13 protein-coding genes and 1 tRNA gene are annotated in these 13,884 nt (G+C 61.8%); 6 read left to right on the forward strand and 8 right to left on the reverse strand.

Annotation, left to right across the window (positions count from 1 at the left end; all coding sequences use genetic code 11):
* Positions 1 to 19: 19 nt before the first annotated feature.
* From EP379_RS10230 to EP379_RS10245, 4 genes are all read right to left on the reverse strand, one after another.
* Complete coding sequence (locus EP379_RS10230) at positions 20 to 1,300, reverse strand: OmpP1/FadL family transporter (RefSeq protein WP_127477715.1); 1,281 nt, start codon at positions 1,298 to 1,300, stop codon at positions 20 to 22.
* A gap of 326 nt (positions 1,301 to 1,626) precedes the next feature.
* Positions 1,627 to 2,139: a sulfur carrier protein DsrE2 gene (gene dsrE2 / locus EP379_RS10235; RefSeq protein ID WP_127477716.1), complete on the reverse strand. Its 513-nt coding sequence runs from the start codon at positions 2,137 to 2,139 to the stop codon at positions 1,627 to 1,629.
* Between the two features lie 33 nt (positions 2,140 to 2,172).
* A complete protein-coding gene (locus EP379_RS10240) occupies positions 2,173 to 2,403 on the reverse strand; it encodes a sulfurtransferase TusA family protein (protein WP_127477717.1) in 231 nt (76 codons plus the stop codon).
* A 228-nt stretch (positions 2,404 to 2,631) separates the two neighbouring features.
* Complete coding sequence (locus tag EP379_RS10245; protein ID WP_127477718.1) at positions 2,632 to 2,952, reverse strand: rhodanese-like domain-containing protein; 321 nt, start codon at positions 2,950 to 2,952, stop codon at positions 2,632 to 2,634.
* A 167-nt stretch (positions 2,953 to 3,119) separates the two neighbouring features.
* Here EP379_RS10245 and EP379_RS10250 point away from each other — a divergent pair, with 167 nt between their 5' ends.
* The 6 genes from EP379_RS10250 to EP379_RS10275 all read left to right on the forward strand — a co-directional run bounded on the left by EP379_RS10250 (position 3,120) and on the right by EP379_RS10275 (position 9,104).
* Entirely contained in the window at positions 3,120 to 4,562 is a 1,443-nt protein-coding gene (locus tag EP379_RS10250) for a M48 family metalloprotease (RefSeq protein WP_127477719.1), read from the forward strand.
* 303 nt (positions 4,563 to 4,865) lie between these two features.
* Positions 4,866 to 5,234, forward strand: a complete 369-nt coding sequence (soxX, locus tag EP379_RS10255; RefSeq protein ID WP_127477720.1) for a sulfur oxidation c-type cytochrome SoxX — start codon at positions 4,866 to 4,868, stop codon at positions 5,232 to 5,234.
* Between the two features lie 28 nt (positions 5,235 to 5,262).
* On the forward strand, positions 5,263 to 5,733 hold the full coding sequence (gene soxY / locus EP379_RS10260) for a thiosulfate oxidation carrier protein SoxY (protein WP_127477721.1): 471 nt from the start codon (positions 5,263 to 5,265) through the stop codon (positions 5,731 to 5,733).
* 42 nt (positions 5,734 to 5,775) lie between these two features.
* Positions 5,776 to 6,090 carry a thiosulfate oxidation carrier complex protein SoxZ gene (soxZ, locus tag EP379_RS10265; protein WP_127477722.1) on the forward strand — a complete coding sequence of 105 codons (315 nt, stop codon included), beginning with the start codon at positions 5,776 to 5,778 and terminating at the stop codon, positions 6,088 to 6,090.
* A gap of 53 nt (positions 6,091 to 6,143) precedes the next feature.
* Complete coding sequence (gene soxA / locus EP379_RS10270; protein WP_127477723.1) at positions 6,144 to 6,983, forward strand: sulfur oxidation c-type cytochrome SoxA; 840 nt, start codon at positions 6,144 to 6,146, stop codon at positions 6,981 to 6,983.
* Between the two features lie 273 nt (positions 6,984 to 7,256).
* Entirely contained in the window at positions 7,257 to 9,104 is a 1,848-nt protein-coding gene (locus tag EP379_RS10275) for an SLC13 family permease (RefSeq protein ID WP_127478887.1), read from the forward strand.
* 88 nt (positions 9,105 to 9,192) lie between these two features.
* Here the strand turns inward: EP379_RS10275 and EP379_RS10280 are convergent.
* The 4 genes from EP379_RS10280 to EP379_RS10295 form a co-directional block, all read right to left on the reverse strand.
* Positions 9,193 to 9,268, reverse strand: a tRNA-Lys gene (locus EP379_RS10280).
* 221 nt (positions 9,269 to 9,489) lie between these two features.
* On the reverse strand, positions 9,490 to 10,764 hold the full coding sequence (locus EP379_RS10285; protein WP_127477724.1) for a YeeE/YedE family protein: 1,275 nt from the start codon (positions 10,762 to 10,764) through the stop codon (positions 9,490 to 9,492).
* A 272-nt stretch (positions 10,765 to 11,036) separates the two neighbouring features.
* On the reverse strand, positions 11,037 to 13,454 hold the full coding sequence (locus tag EP379_RS10290; protein ID WP_172600440.1) for a DUF255 domain-containing protein: 2,418 nt from the start codon (positions 13,452 to 13,454) through the stop codon (positions 11,037 to 11,039).
* Positions 13,448 to 13,870 carry a rhodanese-like domain-containing protein gene (locus EP379_RS10295; RefSeq protein WP_127477726.1) on the reverse strand — a complete coding sequence of 141 codons (423 nt, stop codon included), beginning with the start codon at positions 13,868 to 13,870 and terminating at the stop codon, positions 13,448 to 13,450. Before EP379_RS10295 ends, EP379_RS10290 begins: the two co-directional genes overlap by 7 nt.
* Between the last annotated feature and the right edge of the window lie 14 nt (positions 13,871 to 13,884).

The raw sequence follows: 13,884 nt of genomic DNA on the forward strand, positions 1-13,884 counted from the left end.
GGAAAAACAGCTTCCCGGATTAGAAGTTCATGCGCAGGGAAATGGTGTAGCTGGTCTGGGAGTGGGTAACTTTGTGAGTAGTACCATCCACCGGCATACCTGCAGGACCAAAACCACCCATGACAGAGGAAATGGTACCGGTATTTACCGTCTTGGTAATTTCGTCAGCAATCACCACAGCACCTTCCAGCATCATGTTCTTGCCGATGGCATAACCACCACCAAAGGTGATGTGATCTTCCACGATACCGGGGAACAGGTGATTGTTGAACATATTGACGGCTTGATTGCTGTAACCAGTCATGGTCTGCTCGCTCGGCAACACCTTGATCGGGTCTTCGCCATGGTTGTAGCCCACACCTACCCAGTAGCCATTGCCGGTGTATTTGGCACCCAGAGCGTAGACATTCTGGTCATCCCAGTTGAAGTCCTTGTAACCATCGGCAGAGCCCCACTTGATCTGCTTGTAGTCCGCCGTGAACATCCAGGCGTCCATGGCATAGGCCACACCTACCTTAATCTGGGCCGGCTGCTCCAACTTGTCAGAAGTGATGGTCTGCATGCCATTGGGGCCGATACCGAAACCATCTGCCGCCACGGTAAGCTGATCCTTATAGGTCATGCTGATGGCCGACTGGTAGGCCAAGGCCACGGTCAGCTGGCTGTTGACATCGTAGTACACACCGATGTTGTAGCCGGTGCCCAGGTCGGAGGACACGCCGTTGCCGATGGTATCGATATCACCATCACCATCAGCATCTGTCTTGTAGTTGATGTCCAGCGCACCGTACTGCAGCACCGGGGCGAAACCAAAACCGAAATTGTCCTTGTTGTAGGCCAGGGTCGGTGCAAACTTCATCAGTTGCAGGTTGGTGTAACCTTCGATGAGACCACCATTGCCGCGATAGTCCACGCCCATGCCGGCGGTGCCGTACATGCCGATGCCAAAGGTCAGGTTGTCGTTGATCCGGGTGGACATGGACACTTCCGGAATGACGCTCTGATCGGCATCGCTGGTCTTGCTAGCCAGTGCACCGGAGAAATTGGATTCAGCCTTCACATCCGGCATGAACACAGTACCGCCAAAGGCAAACTCGGTGCCCTTGGACTTGCCCAGCAGGGCGGGATTGGTCAGCGCGTTTTCAGAGCCAAAGAAAGCAGCGGTACCGGTACCACCCAGTGCGCGGGACTGGGCGCCCAGACCGATGAGCTCGTCGCCGTTGGTGGCGAAGGCCGCGACAGGAAGGGTGGAGCAGGCGGCGGCGATGGAAGCGGCGAGCAGACGCTTGGAATTCTTCATTCGGGATCTCCTTGGTTTAACTGTGGGAACGATGTTTGTTGTTTATTGTCTTGTTAGGTTTTTATGCGACGGGCACACGATATTGCCAGCGTTTATGGGGTGTCAAGAGAACGAAAGCATTTAAGCATCTGTGAATATTAATGTTTTCTTATCATCAAGATGTGACAATGAGTTAGTAACATTACATTCAATACGGTTTATTAATTTTTGCCAAAACTCAAAGTATCCATGATCAGTCCAGACAGTATGCATACAACAGCGGCCCTCCTTGCGCGCACAAAAAAACCCGCCGAAGCGGGTTTTTTTGTGGCTCGCTGCCGCAACGCTTACATGTACAGGCAGATGTCCGACTCACCGGCAAATTCAAAGAACTTGGCGGCACCGGCGTACTCCATCCCGTCGATGAAATCGCTGTGGTCGAAACCGAACAGCTCCACGGTCATCTGGCAGGCGGTAAAACGAACCTCTGCCTCCTGGCACAATTCACGCAGCTCTGCGATGGTGGCCACGCCATTGTTGGCGATGGTTTTCTTCATCAGCGCAGTGGCCAGTGACTCGAAACCGGGGATGTTGGCCTGGACGATGTTGGGGATGTTCCAGTTGATGTCGCGGAACCACTTCGGGCCGAACGGCATCTTCATCGGCATGCCGGGATTGCCCAGCGGGCTGACCTTGAGACCGCTCAGGTCCTTGCGCACCAGTTGCAGGCCGTAGAAGGTGAAGAATATCTCCACTTCATAGCCCAGGGCTGCCCCGGTGGAGGCTAGGATGAACGGCGGGTAGGCCCAGTCCAGGGTACCCTTGGTGGCGATGATCGCCAGTTTCTTCTGATCGGACATTGGGAGCCCCCTCCTCGTAAATGGATTTTTGTTTTATGCCTTCTTGATCAGGAATACGAACTTGCCGCCTTCTTCGCCGGAGGACAGCAGGGTGTTGCCGGTCTGCTTGGCAAAGGCTTCGAAATCCTTCACGGAACCCGGGTCGGTCGCCACAATCTTCAGCACCTGGCCGGAACCCATGCCACCCAGGGTCTTCTTGGCACGCAGGATGGGCAGCGGGCAGTTCAGGCCGGAAGCATCCAGTTCTTGATCGAAGTTCGCCATTGTTACTCTCCTCAGGACTTTGACGTCGGTTGAAAAAAGGGCCAAGACAGACCCAACTATAAGAATACAAGAGCGAACTTATATGACAAACCCTGGGGGTAACGCAAGTTCGGAAGCACCTACCCGAAAGGGGTAGAAGGAACCGGTGCGGAACAAAAAGCTTTGATAAATCCAGAGCTTACAGAAAAACCTGCCGCCCGGCGCCGGACGGCAGGTTCGGGGTCGGGGTTAGGCCACTGCCAGCCCGCCCTGCATCCAGGCCATAATGCCACCACGCAGATTGTAGACATTATCCTTGCCCAGGGAAGTCAAATAGGCACAGGCCTGGGCGGAACGGGCACCGGTGCGGCAGTAGATCACGATATCGGAGTCATGGGGGATCTTCTCCACACTCATGGGCAACAGGTGCAGAGGAATATTGGTGGCGCCGGGGATAATGCCGGAGGCGACCTCCATCGGGCTGCGCACATCGATGAGATGTACCCGTCGGCCCTCCCCCTCCAGCATGAGCTTGACGTCGAAGATTTCAATCTCGCGGAAATTGAACATGGTACGGTACAACCCCTAGTAAATTAGAAATTGCTTATATTCTAGGGACTCCATCCCGTGGTTTTCAATATCCCACCGAGGTAACGGGACGTTGCAGCGAACCTATTGCCCCGTCCGCCGGTCACAAAGCTGGTACGATCGCCCTTCCATCACGCGGTGCCTGACTCTTGAAATTCATTATCTATATATGCGCCTTGCTGCTGGTCTTCGCCCCGCCGGCCGGTGCCACACCGGACAGCCTGGCCCTGCCGGACATCGGCGACAGCTCCGCCACCGCCTTCACACCCGCCGACGAGGAACGTTTCGGGCGCGAAATGATGCGCGCCATCCGCCACTCCGGCCGGCTGCTCAGCGATCCAGAGGTGGAGGAATACATCCAGCAGTTGGGCTACCGTCTGGTTTCCACGAGTGCACAGTCCGCCGCCGGTTTCACTTTCTTTGTAGTCAGTGACCCCAGCATCAATGCCTTCGCCATGCCCGGCGGCTACATCGGCGTCCACACCGGCCTCATCACCGCCAGCCGCAGTGAAAGCGAACTGGCCGGAGTCATAGCCCATGAAATCGCCCATGTCACCCAACATCATCTGGCACGCAGCTTCGAGCGCGCCGGCGACATGAACCTGCCGATGACAGCCGCGGTCATTGCTGCCATTCTCCTCGGCGGCAGCAATCCCCAGATGGGTGAGGCGGCCCTCGCCGCCACCATGGCCGGCAGCGCCCAAATGCAGCTGGACTTCAGCCGCAGCAACGAGCGCGAGGCCGACCGCGTCGGTATCCAGATGCTGGCCCGCGCCGGCTTCGATCCCCAGGGCATGCCGGGATTCTTCGAACGGCTGCAGCAGGAATACCGTTACACCAGCACCGGCATACCAGAGTTTCTCAGCACCCATCCGGTCACCCTGGATCGCATTGCCGACGCCCGCAACCGCGCCGAGCAATATCCGGCGTTCTCCGCCTCCGACAACCTCAACTACCGCCTGGTGCAGACCAGGCTGCGCGTCCTCGCGGCGCGCAATCTCGACATATTGGCCCGGCAGTATCGCGACACCCTGGCGGCCAGCAACGGCAATGATGATGCTGCCGACCGTTACGGTTACGCTCTGATATTGGCCAAGCAGCATGACTATGCACAGAGCCGGAAACTGCTTGCCGCGCTACGCCGTGCCGACCCCGGCCGCATCGCCTACATGCTGGCGCTGGCACAAGTGGAAAGTGAAGACCACAGGCCGGCGGCAGCCGAACAGATCTACCGCACCGGCCTGCAACTGCATCCCAACAACAGCCTGCTGACCCTCGCCCTCGCCGAGCATCTGTTGCTGCAAGGCGCGCATGCGGAAACCACCGCCTTGTTGCGTGAACATACGCGCAACCGCAAAGTGGCGCCGCGGGCCTATGAACTCCTGGCGGAGGCGGAGACACGCAGCGGCAACAAGGGCATCGCCCACATCGCCCTGGCCGATTACTACCACAGCCTGGGCGAGACCCAGACCGCCATCGAGCAACTCAATCTGGCGCGCCGCAGTGGCGGACTGGATTTCTATTACCAGTCCCTGCTGGAAGCCAAACTGGCGCAACTGCAGGAAGAAGCCGCCGCCATGGCACGGCGCTGACGCCTGCGGTTCACTGCACAATCCCCTTAGCCTCAGCCTCCGAATTCCGCAATTTTTTCATCACGCCGGGAATAAAGCCGCGCGCTCTTTCCACTATGAGAAGTAGGCATACCGGGCATTTCCCCACGGCCACACCAGAAGCAATTCATTGTTTTCTAATATGCAGATGCTGAATTGTTTATATTTCCGGTCGGGGTTGTTCCAGGCTGCATAACGTTATATATGTAAAAAACAGCCCTGCCTGGGGCCATGAATACAACAACGCGCACCACGAGTGCATCGAAAACCAACGAGGAGGCAACAATGCGGAAGCCCGCCAAACTGATAACTGCCGCCAGTGCCGTTGCGGCAATGCTCGGTGCCCTGACCGTTTCGGCGCCGGTCCTGGCTGCCGATGCAGCGGTCATCGCCGAAGGCAAGAAGATCGTCGAGGACCGCCGTCTCGGCAATTGCCTGGCCTGCCACATGATCGAAGGCGCCGACATGCCCGGCACCATCGGTCCCCCGCTCGTCGCCATGAAGGCCCGCTTCCCGGACAAGGCCAAGCTGCGTGCACAGATTTGGGACGCCACCAAGGCCAATGCCAACTCCATGATGCCACCCTTCGGCAAGCATCGGATCCTGACCGAGGATCAGATCGACAAGGTGGTCGAATACATCTACACCCTCTAATTTCAGTGAGCGATAGGAGTCCGACAACGTGAACACCAAGCGCAGAATCTTTCTCAAGGGCACCCTGGCCGGCAGCGCCGTTGCCGTCGCCGTCGGCGCCGGCCTGCTCTCCCCCCGTCAGGTGCTGGCCGCCTGGCCCAAGGAGGCCTTCGAGGCCAAGGACATCGCTGCCAGCCTGAAGGGCGTCTACAACGCCGACATGACCACCCCCAGCAACGACATCGAGATCAAGGCCCCCGACATCGCCGAGAACGGCGCCGTGGTCCCGGTCACCGTCAATGCCAACATCAAGGGCATCGAGTCCATCAGCCTGTTCGTCGAGCAGAACGGCACTCCCCTCACCGCCGTCTTCAACCTGGCCCCCAATGCCCTCGGCACCGTCTCCACCCGCGTCAAGATGGGCAAGACCTCCAACGTGGTCGCCGTGGTCAAGGCCGGCGGCACCCTGTATGCCGGCCGCAAGGAAGTGAAGGTCACCATCGGCGGCTGCGGCGGTTAAGCCACGGCACACACTGACGAATTGATACAGAGGACTATCTAAATGGCAGATTCAATCAAGATCCGCGCCACCCTCAAGGGCGATGTCTGCACCGTCAAGGCGCTCATCAAGCATCCGATGGAGACCGGCCAGCGCAAGGACAAGAAGACCGGCCAGGTCATCCCGGCCCACTTCATCCAGGAAGTCGTCTGCACCCACAACGGCAAGAACGTGCTGACCTCCGCCTGGGGCGCCGCCATCTCCGCCAACCCCTATCTCTCCATCGAGTTCTCCGGCGCCAAGAAGGGGGACAAGATCGCCCTCGCCTGGGTCGACAACAAGGGCGAGAAGGACTCGGCTGAAACCGACATCGGCTGACGGGTGTCTCTCTATAAAAACCACTACATGCCAGATGTAAGAGGAGTCAGGACATGAAAGCATTGCTCACCACGGCAACCGCACTGGCCCTGCTGGCCGGCGTACCGCTGGCCGCCCAGGCCACGCCGCAGCAGGATCTGAAGGAGTTTCGCGAGTACTACATGAAGAAGTTCCCCGGTGTATCGCTGAACGAGTTCGGTAATGGCGTCTATGCCATCGACCCGGTATCGCGCGTCACCTGGGAAGCGCTGGAAGAAGACTTTCCGCCCTATGAGGATGACCTGAAAAAGGGCGAAAAACTGTTCAAGACGCCGTTCGCCAACGGCAAGACCTACGCCAGTTGCTTTCCCAACGGCGGCATCGGCATCAGCCAGAACTACCCCTACTTCGACGCCGCCAACAACACCGTGAAGACGCTGGAGCAGGAAGTTCAGGAGTGCCGCGTCAAGAACGGCGAAAAGCCGTTCGCTTCGGAAAAAGGTGATATCGCCGCCATCACCGCCTACATGGTGTACACCTCGCGGGGCAACAAGGTGAACGTGGTGGTACCGAACGATCCACGCGCCCTGGCTTGGTATGAGCGCGGCAAGCGCCACTTCTACATGAAGCGCGGCCAGCTCAACCTGTCCTGCGCCAACTGCCACAAGGACAGCGCCGGCCTGTATATCCGCGCGGAAATGCTCAGCCCGGCCCTCGGCCACACCACCCATTTCCCGGTGTTCCGCCAGACCTGGGGCAATCTGGGTACGCTGCATCGCCGCTATCAGGGCTGCAACGAACAGGTGCGTGCCAAGGGCTTTGGCAGCCAGAGCGACGAATACCGCGCACTGGAGTATTTCCATACCTACATGAGCAACGGTATCGAAGTGAACGGCCCCGGCAGCCGCAAGTAAGCACGGCCCGACCCAATAAAAAACCCGGCCTCGGCCGGGTTTTTTATTGGGCGGGAGCAATACTTGGCACCGACATCACCCCGCAACGTGGCCGGCACAATGGCACAGCAGGGGGGTTTTCAGTATCATGACCAACCGTCCGCGCCATACCGGCCCCCCGGCCCGCGCGAACACTATCGTTCCCGCATACTGCCTGTCCGTCCAGCGAACAGCGCGGCCCACCACTAAAACAGAAGGAGCAGGACGTTGGAAAATCTGACCCTCACCACGGAAATGATGTGGGTGATGGCGTTTCTTGCCTTTACCATTTATCTGTTCGTCTCGGAAATCGTGCGTGTCGACGTGGCCGCCGTGCTGGTGATGGTCCTGCTCGGCCTCACCACCGTCATACCCGACGCTATCGTGCCGTCGCTGGTGGACACCAAGCACCTGTTCGACGGCTTTGCCGCCAACGCGGTGATCTCCATCATCGCGGTGATGATCATCGGCGCCGGCCTGGACAAAACCGGTGTGATGACCAAGGTCGCCGCGTTCATCATGAAGATCGGCGGCTCCACCGAGCAGCGCATCATCCCGCTCATTTCCAGCACCGTGGGCTTCATTTCCAGCTTCATGCAGAACGTCGGCGCTGCCGCCCTGTTCCTGCCGGTGGTAAGCCGTATCTCCACGCGCACCGGCCTGCCCATGTCGCGCCTGCTGATGCCGATGGGCTTCTGCGCCATCCTCGGCGGCACCATGACGATGATCGGCTCCAGCCCGCTGATCCTGCTCAATGATCTGATCCTTACCTCCAACAGGTCGCTCACCGCACAAGGTTTGCCGGAGATGGAAACCTTCGAGCTGTTCGCGGTCACTCCCATCGGACTCGCCCTGGTCGCCACCGGCATCATCTACTTCGTGCTGGCCGGCCGCCTGGTACTGCCGTCCATCAAGAGTGAGGGCGGCGAAGGCATGAGCACCATGGAGTATTTCCGCAGCCAGTACGGTCTGGCCGGCGATATCTTCGAACTGGCGGTCGCGGCGGGTAGCCCCCTGGCCGACAAGACCATCGAGGAGATGGAAGCCGCTCTGGGGCACGATGTCTCCATCATCGCCCTGCGCATCGGCGATGACGTGCGCGTCGCTCCCTCGCGCGATGTGGCCGTTCCCGCCGGTGCTGTCCTGGCCCTGATGGGTACCAATGAGGCGGTGCAGCGCCAGGCCGACACCTATCGCCTGGAGCGCACCGGCGGCCTGAGCAATTTCGCCGACATGCTGACCCCGTCCCGCGCCGGCATCTCCGAGATCGTCATCCCGCCCAATTCGCGTCTGGTAGGCAAGTCGCTGCAGGATATCCGCCTGCGCAAGAGCTATGGTCTCAACGTACTGGCGGTATACCGTGGCAGTGAAGTCATTCGCGAAAATCTGCGCCAACTGGTATTGCAGTCCGGTGACACCCTGGTACAGCACAGCCGCTGGGACGATCTGGCCGCTGCCGAGAAGAACCGCCGCGACTTCCTGGTCATCACCACCGATTACCCGCATGAAGAACTGCGCCCGCACAAGGTCCAGTTTGCCCTCGGCTTCTTCCTCATCGCCCTGGGGCTGATCCTGTTCACCGACGTGCGCCTGTCCGTCGCGCTGCTGACCGGTGCGGTGGGCATGATCCTGAGCGGTGTGCTGACCATGGATGAGGCCTACGGCGCGGTAAGCTGGAAGAGCGTGTTCCTGCTCGCCAGCCTGATCCCGCTGGGGCAGGCCGTGGAATCCACCGGCACCGCCAACTGGATCGCGGTACAGACCCTACAGTTATTGGGCGGCGATGTTAACCACATCCTACTACAGGCGGTCATTGCCATCCTGGCCACCTTCTTCACCCTGGTGATGTCGAACGTGGGCGCTACCGTACTGTTGGTACCGCTGGCGGTGAACATCGCCATTCAGGCCGGCGCCAACCCGGCGGTATTCGCCCTCACCGTGGCCATCGCCACCTCCAACTCCTTCTTCCTGCCCACCCACCAGGTAAATGCCCTGCTGATGGGGCCCGGCGGCTATCGCGTCGCCGACTATATGCGCGCCGGCGGCATCATGACCGTGCTGTTCCTGATCGTGGCGCTGACCATGCTGAACGTCGTGTTCTGATGAGTCACGGAAAACGGGACGCGACAACGCGTCCCGTGCCCGGAAAAGGACAAAAAAGCCCGCTTGCGCGGGCTTTTTTGTGCTTGATTGGTGGGTCGTCAGAGATTCGAACTCTGGACCAACGGATTAAAAGTCCGCTGCTCTACCGACTGAGCTAACGACCCGGGGTAACCTTCAAGAATCCGCGAGACGAGCATTGCATCTCCTGGCGGACCATCCGGGTTGAAGAAGGCGCATATGCTACCGCACTCAGCAGAAATGGCAAGCAGCAAGCTGAACGGCGTTGCCACACAGGGCTGGTCTGGAAACTCGGCGTTGGCTACGGTGCAGAGCTTAAGGCTGCAACCGGTATGGACGGGAGCCCATACGGGCTCTCGTCACAGTCTTATACCGCCTCCAGCTTGCGCATGGAGGCCGGCAGCAGGCGCATGTCCACCAGGGCGGTGATCAGGGCCTTGCCGAAAGTGGCCTCTTCTTCGTACACCATCTTGTAGTACTGGATCTTCATGGTCAGCGCGCTGCCGAACACGATGGCGATGAAGGTGATGATGGAGCCCACTGCCAGAGTGGACACACCGGTGATCGCCTGGCCCACGGTACACCCCATGGCCAGCACACCGCCGAAGCCCATCAGCACGGCACCGATGAAGTGGTTGAGGAAGTCCTTGAAGCCGGCGAACCACTCGATACGGAAACCCTTGCTCAGCAGCGACCACAGCAGCGAACCGAGGATCACGCCGAATACCGACATGATGCCGAAGGTCAGCAGGCTGCTGTCGAAGCCCTGGGCGGCATAACCGACGGTCTGCCCCATGGGATTGATGAAGGTGAAGGACTGCGGGCTGAGCGGTGCGGCCACCGGCTTCTCCTCGATGCCCTCGTGGAAATCGGTGTACATGTCCCAGTAATCCGGGGTCACGGCATGGCGCAGGGCCACCGCCTCGTCCTCGATGTTGATGTAGAGATTGGAGGTGATATACCAGGCACCGACCACGCACAGGCCGACCACCACACCACCGAGGATGTTGTCGAAACTGGAACGGAACTCGGCCGATTTGAGGACGAATACCAGCAGGGCCAGCGCAATCACGCCGCCGATGACCAGGCGGGCCATCTCCGCGTTGTCACGGCTCACCAGGCTGCCCAGGTCCTGATAGGGACCGACATTTACCGCCAGCGGACGAATCCAGTCGATGAACAGAATGGACATCAGGGTCTGGTCGCTGCCCGGGAAGGGATTGACCATGAAGTAGGCGATGACGCCGATGATGAGCAGCACCATGATGGACTTGATGTTGCCGCCGCCGATGCGGATCAGGCACTTGTTGCCGCAGCCGCTGGCCAGGGTCATGCCGATACCGAAGATGAAGCCGCCGAGCAGGTTTTCCGCCCACACCAGTTGGCCCATGCGATAGGGCGGGAACGCGTCGTTGGCCGCCACCATGCCGGCCGCCTCCAGCACAATCACGCCGACCAGCGCCACCACGATGGCCAGCAGCCAGGCGCGCATGCGGCCCCAGTCCCCCATGTTGACGGCGTCGGATACCGCGCCCATGGTGCAGAAATTGGTCTTGTTCACCACCGCACCCATCACCAGGGCAATGGCGAAAGTGGACCACAGCAGCATGGATTGTGCTTCGGTAAAGCTGTCGAAAATCATGATGACTCCTCTGTTGTCGTCTATTGAAACCAAAAAACGTAACTGCTCGCCCTGTTGAGCCTGAAAATCTCAGTCGGTCCGCAAATGAACGCGAATGTACGCAAATAAGGCGCAGGATCGAGACATGAGGCGACTCCCCTTTTAGCTCGATGAGTATTTGCGCCCATTTGCGTTCATTCGCGGACTTCATAGCCGTTAGGTTGGCCTAAAGTCCGGCCGGGGCGAGTAGTTACCTTAAAACCGAAACTTGGGCTCGGCGCCCTCGGGGCGCCCTATTTAGCCCCCGCCCCCTCGACATACGGCACCTGCAGCCGCACCGTCTCAGGCGCCAGGCAGATGCGATCGCTGCAGGCCTGGAGGCGCAGTTCCAGCGGAGCGATGCCGCCCTCTTCCGTCTCGCCGCGCTCCAGCGGGACGTCGAGGCGCAGGCGGCCCTCGTAGACCGCCAGCGGCTCTTTTTGGAAACCGAGGCGGGTCACCTTGGGTTGCGGCCACGCGATGGGGCCAAGTCGCCAGGCCGATGCCGCGCCGGCCAGCGTCAGGCGGGTGCCGATCAGGTACTCCTGCAAGGGCTGGTGGGCGTTGATGTGCCAGCCGGGGGCGATCTCCAGTTCCAGGCGCAGCCGCTGGCCGTGGAGGCGGCTGCGCACGCGCACGGTGCCGCGGGCGGCATAGTGCACGGCACCGGCGTCGCCGTGGCGCAGGCGGTTCATGCCGATCAGCAACGAGGTGTACACCTCGGGCTGGCGCGCCGCCGCGCCGGAGAAGGCGGCGAGGATGGCGTCGGCGCGCTCCCGGTAGGTCTCCTCGCCGGTGCGCTGCCAGAGCGCCGCCAGCACGTGCAGGGCCACGGCATTACCGGCGGGCATGGCTCCGTCGGCCCCCTCGCGCGGCCGGGCCATCAGCGGCGCGGCGGTCTCCTCCCCGCCCATGTACAGGCTGCCGTCGGCGTGGGCAAAGCGTTCGAGCATGGCATCGGCCAGTTCCCTAGCCTGCGCCAGCCAGGCCGGGTCGCCGTCCAGGTCGTACAGCGCAATCACCCCCTCCGCCAACAGGGCGTAATCCTCCAGCAGCGCCGGCACCGCGCGGCGGCCGTCGACGCGGGAACGCCACAGCGCATCGCCGTTGCGGTTGTGCCGCCACAGCGAGCGCGCCGCCCGCGCGGCGGCGGCGGCGTAGCGCGGCTCATCCAGCGCCGTGGCGGCCTCGGCCAGGGCGGTGATCATCTGGCCGTTCCAGGCAGTGATCACCTTTTCGTCGCGGTGGGGATGGACACGCCGCTCTCGCGCCCGGTAGAGGAGGTCGTTGATGCGATCCAGGCGCTGCCACAGCGCCTGCTCGGTGAGGCCGAAGCGGGTGGCGAGGCGCTCAGGCGCCTCCGCCAGGTGCAGGATGGTGCGCCCCTGAAAATTGCCGCGGGCGGTAACGCCGTAGACGGTGGCGGCGAACCGCGCGTCGTCGGGCGGCAGCACGGCGCGGAGCTCATCCTCCGTCCAGAGGAAAAACCGCCCCTCCTCCCCCTCGCTCTCGGCGTCGGTGGCGGCGTAGAAGTCGCCCTCCGGGCCGGTCATGTCGCGCAGCACGTAGTCCAGGCTGCGGCGCGCCACGCGCGCGAAACCCGGCTCGCCGGTGAGGCGCCAGGCCATCACGTAGAGACGGGCCAGCTGCGCCTGGTTGTAGAGCATCTTCTCGAAATGGGGCACCAGCCAGTCGTTGTCGACGGCATAGCGGTGGAAGCCGCCGCCCACCTGATCATGGATGCCGCCGCGCGCCATGGCATCGAGGCTGAGCGCGGCCGCCTCACGCGCCCGTGCATCGTCCTGGCGCAGGGCGTGATCCAGGAGCAGGAACAGCCACGGCTCGCGCGGAAATTTGGGGGCGCTGCCGAAGCCGCCCTGCAGGTCGTCGTGGGCACCGAGCAGCCGCCCGACTGCCGCCGCCACGGTGCCGTCGTTCAGTTCGGCGCTGCGGCCCTCCATCGCCAGCCGCCGCTCCACGGCGCCGGCGACCCGCGCGGCCACGGTACGCACCGCCTCGGGTGACTCGCGCCAGTGCGCCAGCGCCTGTACCAGCCAGGCGCTGAAATCCGCCGGCCGGAAATAGGTGCCGCCGGCGAAGGTCCTGCCGTCCGGGGTGAGCAGGCTCGACATGGGCCAGCCGCCATGGCCGGTAATCAGCCGCACGGCGGTCATGTAGACGTGGTCGATGTCGGGGCGCTGCTCGCGGTCCAGCTTGATCGCCACGAAGTTTTCGTTGAGCAGGCGGGCGATGGCCTCGTCCTCGAAGCTCTCCCGCGCCATTACGTGGCACCAGTGGCAGGTGGAATAGCCGATGGAGAGAAAGATCGGTTTGTTCTCGCGCCGCGCCTTGGCGAATGCCTCCTCGCCCCAGGGGTACCAGTCGACCGGATTGTGGGCATGCTGCAGCAGGTAGGGCGAGTCCTCCAGGATGAGGCGGTTGGTGTAGCGCGGGCGGCCGTCGGGCGACAGGTGCCGGGTATGGGGGCGGTAATTGTTCCCGCGGGCGGCCAGTACCGCGTCCAGTTGCTCCTGCAATGCTGCCGGGCGCGTCGCGCCCACCGCTCCCGGCCCCACCGCGGCGACAGCGCCAATTGCGCACAGCAATCCCAGTGCAGCCCCGGCGACTACGAGGCGGAGGCCGGTATTCACCCAGCCGCTGTGCGTCAGCACTGGCCGCACGCCTCCACCGGCAGGCCGCGCCTGAGCCAGCCCGGCCCCGCCGCGCTGCCCGCCATTCCCTCCCTGACGTTGTAGACATGGGTGAAGCCGATACCCTGTAGATATCGCTGCGCCTGGGTGGTGCGATTGCCGGTGCGGCAGATGAGGGCGATGGGCGCGTCCCTGTCGCCCCCCACCTGTTGCAGGATGTAGTCGGTCAGCGACTGCGGTCCCCGGTAGAAGTCGACCCGGCCGGCGCCGGGGGCGACACCGGTCTGGCGCCACTCCTCCGGCGTGCGGATGTCGATCAGCCGCACCTCCCCCGCCCGCGCCTTGGCGTAGGCCTCCGGGGCGGACAGGTCGGGCACCGCCCGGACAGGGGTGGAAAACACGAGAGCCAGTGTCAGAAGGAAAAGTGCACGAATCATCAATATTGCTCCGG

Source organism: Sulfurivermis fontis (genome assembly GCF_004001245.1).
Taxonomy (GTDB): domain Bacteria; phylum Pseudomonadota; class Gammaproteobacteria; order Thiohalomonadales; family Thiohalomonadaceae; genus Sulfurivermis; species Sulfurivermis fontis.